This is a genomic window from Micromonospora sp. WMMD714 (assembly GCF_029581315.1).
Classification (GTDB): Bacteria; Actinomycetota; Actinomycetes; order Mycobacteriales; family Micromonosporaceae; genus Micromonospora; species Micromonospora rifamycinica.
The window spans coordinates 549,621-566,881 of sequence record NZ_CP120744.1 but is presented as its reverse complement, the minus strand read 5'-3'; the positions used below and the strand labels follow the sequence as shown (position 1 = coordinate 566,881).

Annotated in this window: 20 protein-coding genes; 9 read left to right on the top strand and 11 right to left on the bottom strand. The window is 72.1% G+C overall.

Annotated elements, in window-relative coordinates:
* Window positions 1-57 precede the first annotated feature (57 nt).
* From O7625_RS02550 to O7625_RS02540, 3 genes are all read left to right on the top strand, one after another.
* A complete protein-coding gene (locus tag O7625_RS02550; RefSeq protein WP_282344024.1) occupies window positions 58-342 on the top strand; it encodes a hypothetical protein in 285 nt (94 codons plus the stop codon).
* Entirely contained in the window at window positions 324-737 is a 414-nt protein-coding gene (locus O7625_RS02545; RefSeq protein WP_282344022.1) for a hypothetical protein, read from the top strand. The genes O7625_RS02550 and O7625_RS02545 overlap by 19 nt, the downstream gene beginning before the upstream one ends.
* A gap of 189 nt (window positions 738-926) precedes the next feature.
* On the top strand, window positions 927-1,439 hold the full coding sequence (locus tag O7625_RS02540; protein ID WP_282344021.1) for a GNAT family N-acetyltransferase: 513 nt from the start codon (window positions 927-929) through the stop codon (window positions 1,437-1,439).
* Window positions 1,440-1,484: 45 nt separating this feature from the next.
* Here the strand turns inward: O7625_RS02540 and O7625_RS02535 are convergent, their stop codons facing one another.
* Window positions 1,485-2,066 (bottom strand): Uma2 family endonuclease, encoded by a 582-nt coding sequence (locus O7625_RS02535; protein WP_282344019.1) that lies wholly within the window; start codon window positions 2,064-2,066, stop codon window positions 1,485-1,487.
* A gap of 125 nt (window positions 2,067-2,191) precedes the next feature.
* On the opposite strand from O7625_RS02535, the gene O7625_RS02530 reads away from it, so the two are divergent.
* Together O7625_RS02530 and O7625_RS02525 are read left to right on the top strand one after the other, a co-directional pair.
* A complete protein-coding gene (locus O7625_RS02530; protein WP_282344018.1) occupies window positions 2,192-2,764 on the top strand; it encodes a hypothetical protein in 573 nt (190 codons plus the stop codon).
* A gap of 91 nt (window positions 2,765-2,855) precedes the next feature.
* Window positions 2,856-3,323: a GNAT family N-acetyltransferase gene (locus O7625_RS02525; protein WP_282344017.1), complete on the top strand. Its 468-nt coding sequence runs from the start codon at window positions 2,856-2,858 to the stop codon at window positions 3,321-3,323.
* A 75-nt stretch (window positions 3,324-3,398) separates the two neighbouring features.
* On the opposite strand, the gene O7625_RS02520 is transcribed toward O7625_RS02525, so the two are convergent.
* Both O7625_RS02520 and O7625_RS02515 read right to left on the bottom strand, forming a co-directional pair.
* Window positions 3,399-4,118: an ElyC/SanA/YdcF family protein gene (locus tag O7625_RS02520; protein WP_282344015.1), complete on the bottom strand. Its 720-nt coding sequence runs from the start codon at window positions 4,116-4,118 to the stop codon at window positions 3,399-3,401.
* Window positions 4,119-4,199: 81 nt separating this feature from the next.
* Window positions 4,200-5,093, bottom strand: a complete 894-nt coding sequence (locus tag O7625_RS02515) for an NAD(P)-binding domain-containing protein (protein ID WP_282344014.1) — start codon at window positions 5,091-5,093, stop codon at window positions 4,200-4,202.
* 59 nt (window positions 5,094-5,152) lie between these two features.
* Between O7625_RS02515 and O7625_RS02510 the strand changes: the two genes are divergently transcribed.
* Entirely contained in the window at window positions 5,153-5,578 is a 426-nt protein-coding gene (locus O7625_RS02510) for a MerR family transcriptional regulator (RefSeq protein WP_282344012.1), read from the top strand.
* On the opposite strand, the gene O7625_RS02505 is transcribed toward O7625_RS02510, so the two are convergent.
* The gene (locus O7625_RS02505; RefSeq protein WP_067313722.1) at window positions 5,566-5,928 is read right to left on the bottom strand and encodes a PH domain-containing protein; all 363 of its coding nucleotides are present in this window, start codon (window positions 5,926-5,928) and stop codon (window positions 5,566-5,568) included. The genes O7625_RS02510 and O7625_RS02505 overlap by 13 nt on opposite strands.
* A gap of 111 nt (window positions 5,929-6,039) precedes the next feature.
* Here O7625_RS02505 and O7625_RS02500 point away from each other — a divergent pair, with 111 nt between their 5' ends.
* Entirely contained in the window at window positions 6,040-7,212 is a 1,173-nt protein-coding gene (locus O7625_RS02500; RefSeq protein ID WP_282344011.1) for a DUF4190 domain-containing protein, read from the top strand.
* A gap of 106 nt (window positions 7,213-7,318) precedes the next feature.
* On the opposite strand, the gene O7625_RS02495 is transcribed toward O7625_RS02500, so the two are convergent.
* The gene (locus O7625_RS02495) at window positions 7,319-7,627 is read right to left on the bottom strand and encodes a 4a-hydroxytetrahydrobiopterin dehydratase (protein WP_282268061.1); all 309 of its coding nucleotides are present in this window, start codon (window positions 7,625-7,627) and stop codon (window positions 7,319-7,321) included.
* Between the two features lie 182 nt (window positions 7,628-7,809).
* On the opposite strand from O7625_RS02495, the gene O7625_RS02490 reads away from it, so the two are divergent.
* Window positions 7,810-8,250 (top strand): (deoxy)nucleoside triphosphate pyrophosphohydrolase, encoded by a 441-nt coding sequence (locus O7625_RS02490; protein ID WP_282344009.1) that lies wholly within the window; start codon window positions 7,810-7,812, stop codon window positions 8,248-8,250.
* A gap of 144 nt (window positions 8,251-8,394) precedes the next feature.
* Here the strand turns inward: O7625_RS02490 and O7625_RS02485 are convergent, their stop codons facing one another.
* The 6 genes from O7625_RS02485 to O7625_RS02460 all read right to left on the bottom strand — a co-directional run bounded on the left by O7625_RS02485 (window position 8,395) and on the right by O7625_RS02460 (window position 15,931).
* On the bottom strand, window positions 8,395-9,483 hold the full coding sequence (locus O7625_RS02485; protein ID WP_282344008.1) for a succinate dehydrogenase/fumarate reductase iron-sulfur subunit: 1,089 nt from the start codon (window positions 9,481-9,483) through the stop codon (window positions 8,395-8,397).
* A complete protein-coding gene (locus tag O7625_RS02480; RefSeq protein WP_282344007.1) occupies window positions 9,483-11,396 on the bottom strand; it encodes a fumarate reductase/succinate dehydrogenase flavoprotein subunit in 1,914 nt (637 codons plus the stop codon). Before O7625_RS02480 ends, O7625_RS02485 begins: the two co-directional genes overlap by 1 nt.
* 12 nt (window positions 11,397-11,408) lie before the next feature.
* Window positions 11,409-12,215, bottom strand: a complete 807-nt coding sequence (locus O7625_RS02475; protein WP_282344006.1) for a hypothetical protein — start codon at window positions 12,213-12,215, stop codon at window positions 11,409-11,411.
* A gap of 286 nt (window positions 12,216-12,501) precedes the next feature.
* Window positions 12,502-13,917 carry a metallopeptidase TldD-related protein gene (locus O7625_RS02470; protein WP_282344005.1) on the bottom strand — a complete coding sequence of 472 codons (1,416 nt, stop codon included), beginning with the start codon at window positions 13,915-13,917 and terminating at the stop codon, window positions 12,502-12,504.
* The gene (locus O7625_RS02465) at window positions 13,914-15,350 is read right to left on the bottom strand and encodes a TldD/PmbA family protein (RefSeq protein WP_282344003.1); all 1,437 of its coding nucleotides are present in this window, start codon (window positions 15,348-15,350) and stop codon (window positions 13,914-13,916) included. Before O7625_RS02465 ends, O7625_RS02470 begins: the two co-directional genes overlap by 4 nt.
* Window positions 15,351-15,382: 32 nt before the next feature.
* A complete protein-coding gene (locus O7625_RS02460; RefSeq protein WP_282344001.1) occupies window positions 15,383-15,931 on the bottom strand; it encodes a Uma2 family endonuclease in 549 nt (182 codons plus the stop codon).
* 278 nt (window positions 15,932-16,209) lie between these two features.
* On the opposite strand from O7625_RS02460, the gene O7625_RS02455 reads away from it, so the two are divergent.
* Window positions 16,210-17,253 carry an ABC transporter ATP-binding protein gene (locus O7625_RS02455; protein WP_282346784.1) on the top strand — a complete coding sequence of 348 codons (1,044 nt, stop codon included), beginning with the start codon at window positions 16,210-16,212 and terminating at the stop codon, window positions 17,251-17,253.
* Window positions 17,254-17,261: the final 8 nt, after the last annotated feature.

The window sequence follows — 17,261 nt, the reverse complement described above, 5'->3', positions numbered from 1 at the left end:
TCTGCCGTCCAGCTCGATCCCGTGGCGCTTTTCCTACTCGTTTGACACACTGGGTTGATGAGTGAAGCGGTGTACCGGATCGGTGAGGGGCCGGCGACGCGGGTGAGTCTGTCCCTGCCCGAGGGGACAGCGGAGGCGATCCGGGCGCGGGTCGGCAAGCGGGAGTTCTCCGCGTTCATTGCCGAGGCAGTCGAGCGTGAGCTGCGCGGGCAGGTGCTCGACGAGTACCTGGCCGACTATGAGGTTCGCAAGGGGCCGGTCTCCGAGGGGGCTCGTCAGCGAGCGCGGCAGGTCTTCGACGAGGCGTTCGCCGAGGAGGGCGAGTGGCCCGCCGCAAGCTGATCCACGAAGGAACGCTGGTCCTCGACAGCGAAGGACTCGCAAAGCTGCTCGCCGATGACGAGCAAGTGGTGGCGATGACGGCCGAGGCGCGCTCGCGCGGCATGGAGGCCGTGATCAGCGCACTCACCATCATCGAGGCCGTCCATGCCCGCACGCATAAGGCACGCCTGAACTGGGTGCTTTCTGGGCTGCGAGTGATTCCGGTTGGCGACGAGGAAGCGCGGGGGGCCTCGGAGCTGCTGATGAACGCTGGTCTGCACGGGCACAAGTACGCGATTGATGCGGCAGTCGCCGAGGCTGCGCTGCGCCAGCATCGCCCGGTGGTAATGCTGACTTCCGACATCGACGACATGGCCAAGCTCTGCGGCGATCGTGTCCGGCTTGTGGCGGTGTGAGTCCCGGCTTCGGCGTCGTCGACCGCGCGCCAGGTGATGTTGTTCGGCGGCGCAACCCGGTCGAGTTCCGCTTCAACGTCCGGGCGCGGTCCACCGTGTCGCGGACGGCTCCCGGCTGGGAGCCGCGTCGGGCGGCCCCGGCGCCCGAACCGCGTTGTCAGGTCGGTTGACCGGATCTACGGTGGTCCGATGCTGATCCGAGACGCCGAGGACGGCGACTGGCCCGCGATCTACCCCTTCTTCAGCGAGATCGTGGCGCAGGGGCGCACGTACGCGTTCCCCGAGAACCTGTCGCTGGAGCAGGGTCGCGGGTGGTGGATGGAGTCCCCGCCGGGGCGCACCGTCGTCGCGGTGGAGGGGTCGACCGTTCTCGGAAGCGCGAAGATGGGTCCGAACCGGCCCGGTCGGGGCGCGCACGTGGCGACGGCCAGTTTCATGGTCGATCCACGGTATGCCGGCCGTGGTGTCGGTCGTGCTCTCGCTGAGCACGTCGTCGACCGGGCGCGGGCCACCGGTTACCGGAGCATCCAGTTCAACGCGGTCGTCGAGACGAACGAGGTCGCGGTGCGGCTGTGGCGTTCGCTGGGCTTCGAGGTGCTCGCCACCGTCCCGGAGGCCTTCGACCACCCCGAGCACGGCCTGGTGGGGCTGCACGTGATGTTCCTGGATCTGGGGTCGACCGGCCGCGCCGTCGAGCGGTGACGGAACGCGGTGGGGTTCCGCGTCGACGTCTGGTGGCCGCCGGGCTCAGTTCCTGCGGCCCGGCACCAGCCCGTCCAGATCGAGCGTGATCGTGAACGGCGTCGTGGTGCGCAGCTCGCGTCGATGGATCGCGGTCGGCACGTACGACCGGGTGGGCTCGTCGAGTTCGTAGGCGTGGACCACGGGTGCCCCGGCCTCCTCCTCGATGCGCCAATAGTTGGCGATGCCGGCTTCCGCGTACTTCCGTAGCTTGACGGTGCGGTCACGGTGGGCCGACTCCGGCGACACCACCTCCACCACCAGGAGGGTCTCCTCGGGGACGTAGAAGGTCCGAGACGGATCGTACGGTGCTGCCGCTGCCACGAGGTCGGGCTCGGGACGGTTCCATCTGTCGAGCCGGACCGTGATCTCCCGGTCGACCTCGACGCCTGGCGGTGCCTGACTGGTCAGGACGTTCACCAGCGCGGTGACCATCCGTGTGTGCCAGACCCGCTGGGGGGACATCATGAAGACGAGTGCTCCGTCGATCAGTTCGGTATGACGGGGTGCCCCGGTCAGCGTGTCGAGGTCGTCTGCGTACCACCCCTCCGGGCGGGGCGGCCGCATCCAGTCGGGCACCGCAGTCATGCCGTCACCGTAGCATTCGGTAGTCGCGGTCCCGGCCTCCTGCGCTCGCCCGCCCTGGCTCTGCGCCGTGACGGAACGCGGTGGGGTTCCGCGTCGACGTCCGACCCTCCCGGTACGGTCGCGCCATGGTCACGACGTTGACGCCCGCGCTCCCGGACGGCCGCAGCGGCGGGCGGATCGGCGGCGCACCGCCGGTGGCGATCGAGTCCGATCCGGTGCTGGCGACGCACCGCTACCTCCTGACGCTCCCGGCGGACTGCGCGTCCTGGACGGGCGGTCGTGAGGTGTCGGTGCTGCTGCGCGAAGGGTTCGAGATCACCGACGACGACCTCGAATATCCGGGCATGGCGATGCGGGCCGTCCTGCACCGGCCGTCGCCACGGGGCTCGCGTACGGAGCTCGGCTGGCCCGGGCTGCGCTGTGCCGCGTTGACGGAGTGCGACGGCGACGTCGTTCCGTTCGTGCGCCTCGGCACCGAACCGGTGCTCATCCAGAACGAACCGGGTTACGCGGACGCGGTGCTCGCCGACGGGCACACCTTCCTCTTCCAGATCGACGAGGAAGGGTGGCCGGTGGCCGGCGAACTGGCGGACATGGTCGACTCGTACCTCTGGGGATACGGCTCGGTGTACTTCTACGGCACGCCGCGCGACGACGGCACGGTGGACGAGGTGGTAGCCGGGTTCATCGACTTCTGAGCACCACACCGGTGACCTGCCGGGCCGGGTGGACGGCGCACCGCCCGACCTCGGGCAGCGGGCCGGGGCGGTGCTGGCCTACCGTGGCGGCGTGACCCTGCGACTGGAACCGATGACCGACGAGCAGTACCTCCGTTACCGGGAGCGCGCCGAGGAAGAGTACGCGCGGAACATCGCGGCCTCCGGGGCGATGCCGCTGCCGGACGCGCAGGAGAAGGCCCGGCAGGACTACCGGAACCTGCTACCCGACGGGTTGGCCACCGAGGGCCACCGGCTGTGGACGGCGTACGCCGACGCCGACGAGGTCGGCATGCTCTGGCTGCACCTGGAGCAGAAGTCCGACGGCCTGCACGCCTTCGGCTACGACTTCGAGGTACGCGAGGAGCTGCGCCGCCGGGGCTACGGCCGGGCGATGATCGAGGCCGCCGAGCGGGTGTGCCGGGAGTTGGGCGTGGTCGCCATCGGGCTGAGCGTGTTCGGGTTCAACACCGGCGCGCGGGCGCTCTACGAGCAGATGGGGTTCGAGGTCACCGCCATCCGGATGACCAAGCGGTTGTAGCGCGGGCGGCCCGGGTCACGGCACCGCGCGGGGGCTCCGGCGCTCGCGGCACCGCGCTGGTCGGGGGCGGGCCGGTCAGCCGGCGCGCAGCGCGTCGTCCACGCCGGTCTCCCGGCGGCCGAGGTGCACCGGGTCACGCCCGGACAGCAGGTCGAGCGCGGCCTTGACGCACGCGCCGTACTCGCGGGTGGAGCTGATCCACCACGTCCGGTCGTCCGCGCGGGCGGTCTCGTCGCCCACCCCGCTGGCGTCGATGCCGAGCCGCCGGCACACCGCGACGGCGCGGGGCAGGTGGAAGGACTGGGTCACGACGGTGGCCCGGTCCACCCCGAAGATCCGCTTGGCCCGGGCGCAGGAGTCGTAGGTGTCGAAGCCGGCGTAGTCGAGCACCACCCGTTCCGCCGGCACGCCGTGGGCGACCAACCAGCGCCGCATCGCGGTCGGCTCGTCGTAGCCCGGGTGCATGTTGTCGCCGGAGAGCAGGATGGCGTGCACCCGGCCGGCGGCGAGCAGCCGGCGTGCGATCTCCAGCCGGGCGGTGAGGAACGGCGACGGTGTGCCGTCGGACTCCACCATGGTGCCCAGCACCAGGGCGACCGGTGTCTCGGGGACGTCCTGCTCGGCGAAGAGGTGCCCGTCGGCGTCGCTGCGGATCCAGGCCACGCTCGCCACGGTGGCACCGGTCAGCAGCACCGTGCCGACGAGGGCCGTCACGACGGCGCGGCGGAGCCAGCGGGCTCGCCGGCCGTCGGGACGGCGCAGTCGTCGGACCACAGTGGAGAGGCTGCTCCGCATGCGGACGAGTATCGCAGGGCCGCCGGTCGCCGGGGTCGGGCGGCCGTGCGGACGAGTGTCGCGGGCCGCCGGTCGCCGAGCTCAGCCGGAGCGGACCGGCGTGAGGAATCGGGCCAGTCGGGCGAGTCCGTCCTCGCCGTGGCCGGCGGTGACGGCCCGCGCGATGACCGACCGGGCGGCGCGCAGCACCGCGGAGTCGATCCCGTGGGTGTCGGCGGTCTCGATGACGTGGGTGATGCCCGAGTGGGCCGAGGCGACGGTGGACCGGTCGCCGGGGAACCGCTCCTCGGTGAGCTGGTCGGCGAAGCGGGTCGTCATCTCGCCGAGCATCGGGGCGATGCCGGCGGCGTACCGGGCGAACGACCGGGGGTCGATGCCCTCGGCCGAGGCCAGGGCGAAGGCGTGGGTGAGTCCGCTGACCGCGGTGCCGAACAGGTCGAGCAGCGCCATGTCGTACGCCGCCGCCGCGCCCGGGTCGGCGCCGAGGTGGGCGGGGGTGCCGCCGAAGGTCGCCAGGGCGGGCAGGGCGGCGTCGAAGGCGGGCCGGCTGCCGCACCACAGGGCGATGGCGGCCGGTGTGCCGATCGTCGGGGTCGGGGTCAGGATGGCGCCCTTCACCAGGTTGACGCGGTGGCCGTCGGCCCAGTCCGACAGCCTGCGGGCCTCGTCCGGCCGGCTGGTGGTGACGTCGACGACCGTCCGTCCGGCCCAGTCGTCGTGGCCGGCCAGCACGCTGTCGACGGCCGCCGGGTTCCGCAGGCAGGTGATCACGAGGGTGGCGGCCCGGACCGCCCCGGTGACGGTCGGCGCGGCCGTCGCGCCGCGCGCGACCAGGGCTTCGGCCCGGTCCGGGGTACGGTTCCAGACGGTCGTCGGAACCCCGGCGGAGATCAGGGTGGCGGCGAGCGCCCGGCCCATCGGACCCAGGCCGAGCACCGCCACCGGGTCACGGTACGTGAGTTGTGGATCGCTCATGCCGAGGACGCTAGACCTTCACGTTGACGTGAAAGTCAAGTCCGCGGTCTGCTGTCCGCATGCGAATCGGTGAACTGGCCCGGCGGGCCGGGGTGAGCACCCGCGCCCTGCGCTACTACGAGGAACAGGGACTGCTGCGGCCCGACCGGCGGCCGAGCGGCTACCGCGACTACGGCGAGCAGGCCGTGACCACCGTGCGGCACATCCGGTTGCTGCTCTCGGCCGGGCTCGGCACGGCGGTGATCGCCGAGATCCTGCCCTGCGTGCCGGACGACACCACGGTGCTCGCCCCGACCTGTCCCGAACTCCTCGACGGCCTGGCCGAGGAGCGGGCGCGGATCACCGCGTCGATGCAGCGGCTCGCCGCGGCCCGGGACATCCTCGACGCCCTGATCGCCACCGGGGCTCCTTCCGCCGACCGGGAGCCGGCCGCCACGGCCACCACGGCCGGTGCTGCCGGGCGGGGCGCGGGTCAGGAGATGTAGTGCAGGATCACGTTGTGCACGTGGTGGCTCTTCTGCGCGCCCCGGAACTCCACCTCGTAGGTGTGGGTGCCGACGTGCACCGCGATCGAGCCGGTGGAGAAGAACTCCCCGCCCCATGACTTGTTGCTCACCACGCTCACGCTGGTGATCTTCGAGTACGGGATGCTGGTGATCGCGTACCGCTTGCCCACGAAGGAGCGGTCCTGGATGATCACGCGCCGGTCGGTCAGGCCGATGAACCCGGTGCCGGTGCCGACGGCGTCGTAGACGGCGATGATCTGTTCCCCGTCGAGCAGTCCACTCTGGATCTGCTGGAACTGCTCCTTGCGGTCGTACGTCACATTTGCCATGGATCCCACGGTAGGAGGTGCCCGCCAGCCTCCGCCGTTCCCCGTCGGTTGGTCCGGTCGACTAGTCTCGCCATGCCTGGCCGGACGCGGGCGACGGGGGAGGGCGGCGGCGTGACCAGCGAACATTCCAAGACACAACCCGGCGACGAGCCGCAGGGGCAGTCGACGTCGACCGGTGCCGGAGCCGGAGAGGCGGCCCCGACCGGTGACGGGCAGGCGGCCCCGACCGGTGACGGGGAGGCGGCACCGACCCCTCCCGCACGCCCCGCCGCCGTCGGGGACTGGGAGCCGTGGCCGCAGCGGTCGGCCGACCGGGGCCGGCTGAACCGGCTGGCCGTCGTCACCCTCGTCCTCGGCCTGCTCGGCGGCGTGCTCGCCCTGGTCACCGCCGGGTTCGCGCTGCGCCGGATCCGGCGCGACGGCGAGCGGGGGAAGGGCCTGGTGGTCGCCGGGCTGGTGTTGTGCGGTGGGTGGCTGCTGGCCGGGCTGGTGGCGTGGGGCGTCACCTGGACGGGCTCCGCGCCGGACACCGGGCTGCGCGCCCTGCGGGTGGGCGACTGCTTCCGGGTTCCCACCGGGGCCACCGCCAGCCGGACCGCGCCCGAGCAGGTCACCCGGGTGCCGTGTGACACCCCGCACCAGGCCGAGTACGTCGACGACTTCCCCGCGTACGAACGGTCCGCCGACGAGCGGTACCCCGGTGCGGCGGTGCTCTCCCAGCGGGCGGAGGCGCTGTGCCGGCAGCGGCAGCGCAGCTACGTCGTGGATCCGCTGGGGCTGCCCGCCGAGGTGCGGTTGAGCTGGTACCTGCCGACCCGGGTCGACTGGTCCACCGATCCCACGATCACCTGTTACCTGACCGCGCCGGAGGCCCTGTCCCGGCCGCTGCGGATGGACGGCACGGTGCTCGACCCGGCCCAGCTCGGCTACCTGCTGGCCACCCGGGACTGGGTCGAGACCCGGGCCGCGCTGGTGGCACAGGCGCCGGCGGCTCCCCCGGCCACCCTGCGGGACGCGGTCCGGCGGGCCGAGACGACGCACACGGACATGTGGTTCCGGCTGCGCCGGGAGCCCTGGCCGGAGCCGGTGCGGCCGGCGATGGAACGGATGCTCACCGAGATGGAGCAGGCCGAGCCGGCCTGGCGGAACGCCGACGGGGAACCCGATCGGGGCAAGCTTCTCCAGATCGTGGCGCAGGCCGGGCAGCACCCCGACCCGGCCACCGAGCTGGCGGTACGCCAGGCGCTGGGACTGCCCACCGCGCAGGGCGAGCCGATGCGGTGACGAAGCCCGCTCAGCCGATACGGTGACCGGTGCGCTCAGCCGACGCGGTGACGAGCGCGCTCGGCGGGCACGGTGACCGGTGCGACAGCCGGCGCGACGACCGGGTTCAGTCCTCCGTCACCGCGCGGTACGCGTCCTCGATCCGGGCGGCGAGGAGCACCTCACCCTCGGTGAGCGGCTCGCCGTCGCCGTGGCCGACCCGGATGCGCGTCTCGGTGTCCCGCCGGCTGATGTCCGGCCGCAGCCGCAGCGCGTCGGCGACCACCTTGATCCGTTCGGTCAGCGCCGCGTGCTGGGAGTCGTCCATGACCAGGGTGCGGCGGATCTGCTCACCCTCGCGGGTCCACCCGTGCAGGAGCGTGAGGGCGTCAGTGAGATAATCGTGCTTGGCTCGGCTGGTGAACAGCACGCGCATCACCGCACCTCCCAGGCGCCGTTGCCGGCTTGTGGCCAAATCGTCGCCGTCCCGTGTCCTCGTGGTGCTAACAGTCTGTCGACCCGATGGCGGTGTGTCCACGCCCACACTTCCGTCTCTTATTGGCCTACCGGTCGGCCACGGTACCCAAACCGACGATTGATCTGGCACGCTGGATGCCCGTGCAGACCGAACGGCGTAGCGGTAACGGACAGACCGACCGGCGCGAGCCGCGGGTGGTCGTGGGCGCGGCGATCATCTCCGCCGGGCGGGTGCTGGCCTGTGCCCGCACCGCACCGCCCGAGGTCGCCGGCATGTTCGAGTTCCCCGGCGGCAAGGTCGAGCCCGGGGAGAGCGAGACGGCTGCGCTGATCCGCGAGTGCGCCGAGGAGCTGGCCGTCCGGGTCGAGATCGGCGAGCGGGTCGGCCGGGACGTCCGGATGGCCCACGGCCGATCGGTGCTCAAGGTGTACGCCGCCCGCCTGCTGCACGGTGACCAGCCCCGCGCGCTGGAGCACTCCGCGATGCGCTGGCTCACCGCCGGTGAGCTGCACAGCGTCACCTGGCTCCCGGCCGATGCCCCCATCGTCGCCGCCCTCGGCCCGCTGCTGGCCACCGACTGACCGGTATCGGACACCCGGCTGGGAAACGCCGACGGGGGCCGACGGCTCTCGCCGTGGCCCCCGTCGCGTGTCGTGCCGCCCGACGCCGGTCGCGCTGCGTCAGTGCCGTGCTACCTCGGTGCCCGACCCCCGTCGTGCTCTACCTCAGTGCCCGTCGCCGTGGATCGTGGGCTTGTCGTCCTGGCTCGGGTGGGCGAAGTTGAGGTGCTCCGGCGGCAACGGGAAGGTCACGTCGTCACCGAACGGCGACGGGGCCGCCGCCCGGTCGAAGGTCAACTCGGTCAGCGGGAGCCGCCCCCGGTCGTCGACCGCCGGCATGGTCGGGTGCGGGACCTCACGGTGCCAGTTCACACCCTGCTGCGCCTGGGCCTCCGCAGCCGGGTCGCCGGAGCCTCCGGCGTGCGAGTGGACTCCGGTCTGACGAGTTCCGCTGTGCACCACGGACCCCTTTCCCGCGCTGTTCGCGGTGCTCTGGGGCGTCTCACCCCGACGGAAGATCTTGCTACCGAGCCATACCAGGGGATCGTACCTGCGGTCGACGACCCGCTCCTTCATGGGGATGATCCCGTTGTCAGTGATCTTGATGTGCTCGGGGCAGACCTCGGTGCAGCACTTGGTGATGTTGCAGAAGCCGAGCCCCTGCTCCTGCTGCGCGTACTGCTTGCGGTCGGTCTTCGCGTCCAGCGGGTGCATGTCCAGCTCGGCGGCCCGGATGAAGAACCGGGGGCCGGAGAAGGCCGGCTTGTTCTCCTCGTGGTCGCGGATCACGTGGCAGACGTTCTGGCACAGGAAGCACTCGATGCACTTGCGGAACTCCTGCGAGCGCTCCACGTCGACCTGCTGCATCCGGTACTCGCCCGGGGCCAGGTCGGCCGGCGGGGCGAAGGCCGGCGTCTCCCGGGCCTTCTCGTAGTTGAACGAGACGTCCGTGACCAGGTCCCGGATCACCGGGAAGGTGCGCAACGGGGTGACCGTGACCGTCTCGGACTCCTCGAACGTCGACATCCGGGTCATGCAGCTCAGCCGGGGCTTTCCGTTGATCTCCATCGAGCAGGAGCCGCACTTGCCGGCCTTGCAGTTCCACCGGCAGGCCAGGTCCGGCGCGTCGGTGGCCTGGAGTCGGTGGATGACGTCGAGGACGACCTCACCCTCGTTCACCTCGACCGAGTAGTCCTGGAGGTCACCGCCGGTCTCGTCGCCCCGCCAGATGCGGAACTCCCTCTTGCTTCCCATCAGTTCGCCTCCTCGCCGACGACGTCGAGGTCGGCCAGCTCCTCGTCGGTCAGATACTTGGCCAGCTCGGTCCGGTCGAAGAGGCCGATCAGCTCGGCCCGCATCGTCGGCAGCGGCTTGTGCTCCAGCCGGACGGTGTCGCCGTCCAGGGAGCAGACCAGGTTGACCCGACGCCAGGCCGGGTCCATGGTCGGGAAGTCCTCCCGGGTGTGCCCGCCGCGCGACTCCTGGCGCTCCAGCGCCGCCTTCGCGGTGCACTCCGAGACGACCAGCATGTTGCGCAGGTCCAACGCCAGGTGCCAGCCCGGGTTGTAGCGCCGGCCACCGACCGCGCTCACCTTCGCCACCCGCTCCCGCAGCTCGGTCAGCCTGCGCAGGGCGTCGACCAGCTCGCCCTCCCGGCGGATGATCCCGACCAGATCCCCCATCACCGCCTGGAGGTCCTGCTGGAGGGTGTACGGGCTCTCCCCGGTGTCCCGCTGCAACGGCGCCAACGCCGTCTCCACGGCGGTCTCCACCGCACCCACCGGCACCTTCGGCCGCGCGGTCAGCTGATCGGTGTACGAGGCCGCGTGCCCGCCGGCCCGCTTGCCGAAGACCAGCAGGTCGGACAGCGAGTTGCCACCCAACCGGTTGGAGCCGTGCATGCCACCGGAGACCTCACCGGCGGCGAACAGCCCCTGCACGGTGCCGTACGCCGCGCCGGAGTCCGGGTCCACCTCGACGCCGCCCATCACGTAGTGACAGGTCGGCCCGACCTCCATCGGCTCGGCCGTGATGTCGACGTCGGCCAGCTCCTTGAACTGGTGGTACATCGACGGCAGTCGGCGACGGATCTCCTCGGCCGAACGCCGGGAGGCGATGTCCAGGTAGACGCCGCCGGCCGGCGTACCCCGACCGGCCTTGACCTCGCTGTTGATCGCGCGGGCGACCTCGTCGCGGGGGAGCAGCTCCGGCGGACGCCGGTTGTTGTCCGGGTCGGTGTACCAGCGGTCCGCCTCCTCCTCGGTCTCCGCGTACTGCTTGCGGAAGACGTCGGGGACGTAGTCGAACATGAACCGCTTGCCGTCGGAGTTCTTCAGCACGCCGCCGTCGCCGCGCACCGACTCGGTGACCAGGATGCCCTTCACCGAGGGCGGCCAGACCATGCCGGTCGGGTGGAACTGGAGGAACTCCATGTTGATCAGCGTGGCCCCGGCCCGCAGGGCCAGCGCGTGACCGTCCCCGGTGTACTCCCACGAGTTCGAGGTGACCTTGTAGGACCGGCCGACGCCACCGGTGGCCAGCACCACCGCCGGGGCCTCGAACAGGATGAACTCGCCGGACTCCCGGTAGTAGCCGAACGCCCCGGCCACCCGGTCGCCGTCGAGCAGCAGCTCGGTGACGGTGGTCTCGGAGAACACCTTGATCCGCGCCTCGTAGTCGCCGAGGTCGCGCTTGTCCTCCTGCTGGAGGGAGACGATCTTCTGCTGGAGGGTGCGGATCAGCTCCAGACCGGTGCGGTCACCGACGTGCGCCAGCCGGGGGTACTCGTGACCGCCGAAGTTGCGCTGGGAGATCTTCCCGTCCTTCGTCCGGTCGAAGAGCGCGCCGTACGTCTCCAGCTCCCAGATCCGCTGCGGCGACTCCTTCGCGTGCAGCTCGGCCATCCGGAAGTTGTTGAGGAACTTGCCGCCGCGCATGGTGTCGCGGAAGTGCACCTGCCAGTTGTCCCGGCTGTTCACGTTCCCCATCGCGGCCGCCGCGCCGCCCTCGGCCATCACGGTGTGCGCCTTGCCGAAGAGCGACTTGGAGATGATCGCGGTCTTCTTGCCGGCGAGCCGGGCCTCGATCGCCGCGCGCAGGCCGGCGCCGCCGGCCCCGATCACGACGACGTCGTAGTGGTGTCGCTCGATGCGAGTGGTAGTGGTCATGTCGCGCGCCCTCTAGTTGATGAACCGCAGGTCGTCGAACCATCCGGCGGCGACGGCCATCACGTAGAAGTCGGTGAGGGCCAGCGTGCCGAGGGTGATCCAGGCGAGCTGCATGTGCCGGGTGTTGAGCTTGGACACGAACGTCCAGGCCCGGTAACGCACCGGGTGCGCGGAGAAGTGCTTCAGCCGGCCGCCGATGATGTGCCGACAGGAGTGGCAGGAGATGGTGTACGCCCAGAGCATCACCACGTTGAGCAGCAGGATGACGTTGCCCAGCCCGAAGCCGAAGCCCTCCGGCGAGTGGAAGGCCAGCACCGCGTCCCAGGTGTTGATCAGCGAGATGATCGCGGCGGCGTAGAAGAAGTAGCGGTGGAGGTTCTGCCCGAGCAGCGGGAACCGGGTCTCCCCGGAGTAGGACTTGTGCCCGTCCGGCACCGCGCAGGCCGGCGGCGACAACCAGAACGACCGGTAGTACGCCTTGCGGTAGTAGTAGCAGGTGAGCCGGAACAGCAGCAGGAACGGCAGGGTCAGCGCCGCGTCCGGGATGATCCACCAGCCGGGCAGGAAGCTGCCGAAGTGCGACGATCCCTCGACGCACCGGTCGGTCACACAGGGGGAGTAGAACGGCGTCAGGTAGTGGTACTGCTCCACCCAGTACCACTTGTGCATGAACACCCGGACGGTCGCGTACGCCACCCAGGCGGTGAGCCCGACGACGGTGATCAGGGGGGCGAACCACCAGCGGTCGGTTCGCAACGTCTTCGCCGTGATGGCGGCGCGCGCCCGCGCCCCCCGCGGCTTCGTTGCCGTTGATGTCATTCGAGTTGTCTTCCTGACGGGACGGGCCCTCGCGGGCGGCGGTTCACGTTCCGTGCGGTCAGCGGACCGGCCGGACCGTGTCCACTGCCACGTCTTGCGGCACGCAGGCGACCGCGCCGGGGCATCGGCGCAGCTAAGTGACACACGTTACGCCGATCTCCACGGTCGGGCCGCGCAACGCAGTGTCCCGTGTGTCCCGCACCTTGGAAAGCCCCGCGCCACGATCGGTTCCGGCCGGCACCCCGGGGCGGCCGGACCGGCGCCCCGACGGACCGGCGGCGACCGCTCAGCCCGAGGCGCCGCCGGTGAAGTTCCACGAGGCCAGCCGCAGCGGCGGCGCCTCCCACCAGCCGCCGTCGGTCCGGTCCGGCTGGCGGACCGGCGACCGGCCGAGCCCCAGCACCGCGCCCGGCCCCAACGCCCGCGGGTACGCCTCGGTGAACCGCAGGTTCCGCACCGCCCGGGTCGGCACGCCGTCCTCCACCAGCCACACCCCGTTACGGGTCAACCCGGTGATCACCAGACTCTTCGGGTCGAGCACCCGGGTGTACCAGAAGTCGCTGACCAGCAGCCCCCGGGCCATCGGCGCGACCAGCGCGGCGGTGTCCGCATCGGCCACCGCCCCGGTGCCGTCGCCGGTCGGGGCGGGACCGGGGTCGCCGTCGCCGGCCCGGCCGAGCAGGCGCACGGTACGCGGGACCGGGCCGAAGGTGGACCCGCCCGGGGCCCCGTGGCCGGTCGACGTGGCGCCCGCCCCGGCGGCGCTGCGCCGGTCGTGGGCCACCGCCAGGGTGGTGCCCGCCTCGACCAGGGTGAGCGCCCGGCAGGGGGTGCCCTCCAGGTCGAACGGCATCGCGCCGCCGTACGTCGGGTCGTCGACCAGGGTCACCGCCGGATCGAACTGGGCGGTGCCGGGGCGGGCGAACGACTGGCCTTCGGCGTGCCGCTTGCCGTTGAAGCCGTACCAGGCGAGGTTCTGCAACAGGTCGGCCACGGCGGCCGGTTCGAGGACCACCTCGTACCGGCCCGGTGGCAGCTCGACCGGGTCGGCGGCGGCCCGCGCCTTGGCCGCCGCCCGCCGGCCGAGGGCCGCGCCGTCGAGCCCGTCGAGGCGGCCGGCGCAGATCCGGGCCACCCCGTCCGCGCCGTCCGCCCGGGCGATGCCGTCCATCGCGGCCTCGGTGGTCCGCCCCTGCGCCGACTGTCCGAGCGAGTTGGCGAACGCCCCCGACCGGTACGAGGTGCGGCAGTAGCCGGCCGCCTCCAGCCCGCCCACCGCGTCGACGAAGGCCCGGACCCGCTCGGCGCGGGCCGCCGGCTCGGCGGTGGCGGTGGCCTCGTCGAGCAGGCCGTTGGAGTGCACCGCCGACGGTGGGGTCAACCCCGGCCAGGCCGGGTCGGGTGGGCAGAGCCGGGCCGCGGCGAGGGTGCGCCCGACCAGGGCGCGCAGCCCGTCCGCGTCGACCAGGCTGCCGCCCCCGGCGGCCGTCCGGCCGTCGACGTGCACCCGCAGCCGGACCCGCACCCCGGACTCGGCGACGTTCTGGTGGATGAACGAGTTGGCGAACCGGGTCAGCGCCAGCTCGTGCCGGACGACGGTCACCTCGGCCTGGGCCGACGGACCGGCGACCTGGTGGACCAGCTCCACCACCCGGGCGGCGACGTCCAGCTCGGTCGCGCCGGTGTCCCCCGGGCCGGTCATGCGCGTACCCCCACCCGGACGCCCCGGAAGCGGGCCGGCGCGGCCGGATGGCCGGTGTGCCCGATCTGGCCGGGCTGGCCCTTTCCGCAGTTCGGGGTGCCCCACGGAACGATCTCGGAGGAGAGCATGTCCATCGACCGCCAGAACAGCGGCCCGATGCCGGTGTAGGTGGGGTTGCGCAGCATCCGGCCCCGCCGGCCGTTGCGCACCTCCCAGGCGATCTCACAGCCGAACTGGAAGTTGAGCCGCCGGTCGTCGATCGACCAGGACCGGTTGACGTCCATCAGCACCCCGTCGTCGGTGGCCGCGATGATCTCGTCGAGGGTGTGCGGGCCGGGCTCCAGGCCCACGTTGGTCATCCGCACCATCGGCAGCCGGGCCCACCCGTCGGCCCGGACGCTGCCGCCGTGGTCCAGGCCGGCGACGGCGGCCGAGTCCCGGCCGGCGAGCACCCCGACCCAGCGGCCCTCGCGTACCGCGTCGCGTTTGACCGCCGGGGAGCCCTCGTCGTCGAAGCCGAAGCTGCCCAGCGCGCCGGGGATCGTCGGGTCGATGGTGACGTTCATCAGCTCGGAGCCGTACCGCAGCGACCCGAGCCGGGCCAGGTCGAGCCAGGAGGTGCCGGCGAACGCCGCCTCCCAGCCGAGGATCCGGTCCAGCTCGATGGCGTGCCCGACCGACTCGTGGATCTGCAACGCGAGCTGCTCGTCGCCGAGGATCAGGTCGGTCTCGCCGGCCGGGCACTCGGGCGCGGTGAGCAGCGCCCGGGACTCGTCGGCGATCCGGGCGGCGTGCCCGGTCAGGTCCAGCGACTCGACCAGCTCCCAGCCGGTGGTGCCGTACTGGCCCCGGTAGCTCGGCCAGGAACGGCGCTGCGTCTCGTGCTCGCCGATCGAGGTGGCCGAGATGCCGCCGCCGCACTCACGGATGTGCTGGTCGATGCGGTGCCCCTCGCTGGAGACGAACCACTTGCGGGTGTCCCAGATCTGGTAGAGCCCCTCGGCCAGGTCGGCCCCCTGCCCACGGGCCGTCGCGGTGGCCCGGACCAGCAGGTCGCCCTTGTCGGACAGCGCCACCCCCAGCGGATCGACCGCGCAGCCGGACGCCCAGCTCGCGACCGTCGGCTCGGCCGGGGTCAGCGTGATCGGTGGACCGGGTACCCGGGCGCTCGCGGCGGCGACCTCCGCGGCCCGCCGGCCGGCCGCCCGCGCCGCCGCGTCGGACAACTCGGGTACGGCGTGGAAGCCCCACCCGGACCCGACCAGCGCGCGTACCCCCAGGCCGAGGCTCTCGTCCTGGGTCAGCTCCTCGATCTCGCCGTTGCGCGCGGACATCGACTCGTAGCGCAGGTGCATCACCCGGGCGTCGGCGTACCGGGCGCCCGCGTCGAGGGCGGCCTGCACCGCGGCGGACGCCGCATCGAACTCGGTCATGGACCGACCCTAGGCCAGTCGACCGACATCCGTCAGGGCACCAGATCCTCGGGCCGGATCGTGGCCCGCACCGGCTCGATCAGGCGCAGGGTCTCGCCGCGTTTGGTGGCGGAGTGTTCCGTGTAGTGGCGGCCCCGCCGACGGTGGAGGCGTAGCGCGCCGGTCTTCTGCTCCACCAGCAGGTACCACTCGATGCCGGCCGCCGCGTAGTAGTGCATCTTGAGGACCTTGTCGGTGGACGCGTTGCTCGGCGAGACGATCTCGCAGACGAGGTGCACCTCGGCCGCGTCGATCATGAGTTCGTCCAGATTCACGGGGTCGGTGACGATGAGGTCGGGGATGGGGATGCGGCCGGGCCGAAGCCGGACGTTCACCGCCTCCAGTAGTTCCAGACCGGCCTGCTCGGCCGCCGGTTCGAGTATGTTGCCCAGTTTGCGCGAGATGCGCTGGTGGCGGGGGGTGGGGGCTGGGGTCACGTGGAGGCTCCCGTCGAAGAGTTCGACGCGTTGCGGGGTCTCGTCGAGGGAGAGGTACTCCTCTTCGGTCCACGGCCCGTCGTGGCCGAACACCGCTGCGGTCATGGTCGGTCACCTCCACCTCGTGTCGCCGGGCATCCTCCACCGGGCACTCCGCCCATGGTCGCACCCCGGGTGCGACGGGCCGGCGAGGACACCGCGTGGCGATTACGCTGTGGTCCGGCGACGGCTCCCGCCCCGTAGCTTATTTTCAGCTCCGTCTCTTTGTTGTAGGTTCCCTGCAACCCGAGGAGGCGGTCGTGGACAGTCCGCACGCAGCGCCGTCCGGTCCGCCGGACGCCCGCCCGGACGCGCCCGGGACACCCAACGACCGCCGTCCCCCCGTGCCGGAGCCGCGCGGCGGTGACGACCCGTACCTGCGGGTGGACGACCTACGGGTACGGTTCGACACCACCGACGGCGTGGTGCGCGCGGTCGACGGGGTGTCCTTCGCCGTGCCGCGCGGCCGGACGCTCGGCATCGTCGGTGAGTCGGGCTCCGGCAAGAGCGCCACCGCCCTGGCCGTGCTCGGCCTGCACGACCCCCGGCGGAGCACCGTCACCGGCGGGATCGCCGTCGGCGGCCGGCAACTCGTCGGCCTGGCCGAGGAGCAGGTACGCCGGCTGCGCGGCCGGGACCTGGCGATGATCTTCCAGGACCCGCTCTCCGCGCTGCACCCGTACTACCCGGTGGGGCGGCAGGTCGCCGAGGCGTACCGGGTGCACCATCCCCGGGTCGGCCGGCGGGCGGCCCGGACCCGGGCGGTGGAGATGCTCGACCGGGTGGGCATCCCGCAGCCGGCCCGCCGCTACGACCAGTACCCGCACGAGTTCTCCGGCGGCATGCGGCAACGGGCGATGATCGCGATGGCGCTGGTCAACGATCCGGCGCTGGTCATCGCCGACGAGCCGACCACCGCGTTGGACGTGACGGTGCAGGCCCAGATCCTCGACCTGCTCGCCGACCTCCAGGCCGAGTTCCGCACCGCGATCGTGCTGATCACCCACGACCTGGGGGTGGTCGCCCAGGTCGCCGACGACGTGCTGGTCATGTACGCCGGGCGGGTGGTCGAGCAGGGCAGCGCGGCGCAGGTGCTCCGCCGGCCGCAGCACCCGTACACCTGGGGGTTGCTCTCCAGCGTGCCGTCGCTGCACGGCGACGCGGACGCGGACCTGGTGCCCATCCCGGGCAACCCGCCCTCGCTGATCCACCTGCCGCCCGGCTGCGCGTTCCACCCCCGATGCCGGTACGCCGACGACCGCTCCCGCACCGAGCTGCCGCGACTCGCCCCGGCCGGCGCGGACGACCACCTGGTCGCCTGCCACCTGCCCACCGACGACCGCGCCCGCCTGGCGACCGCGGCCCTGAGCGGGAGGCCGCTGCCATGAGCGCGAGG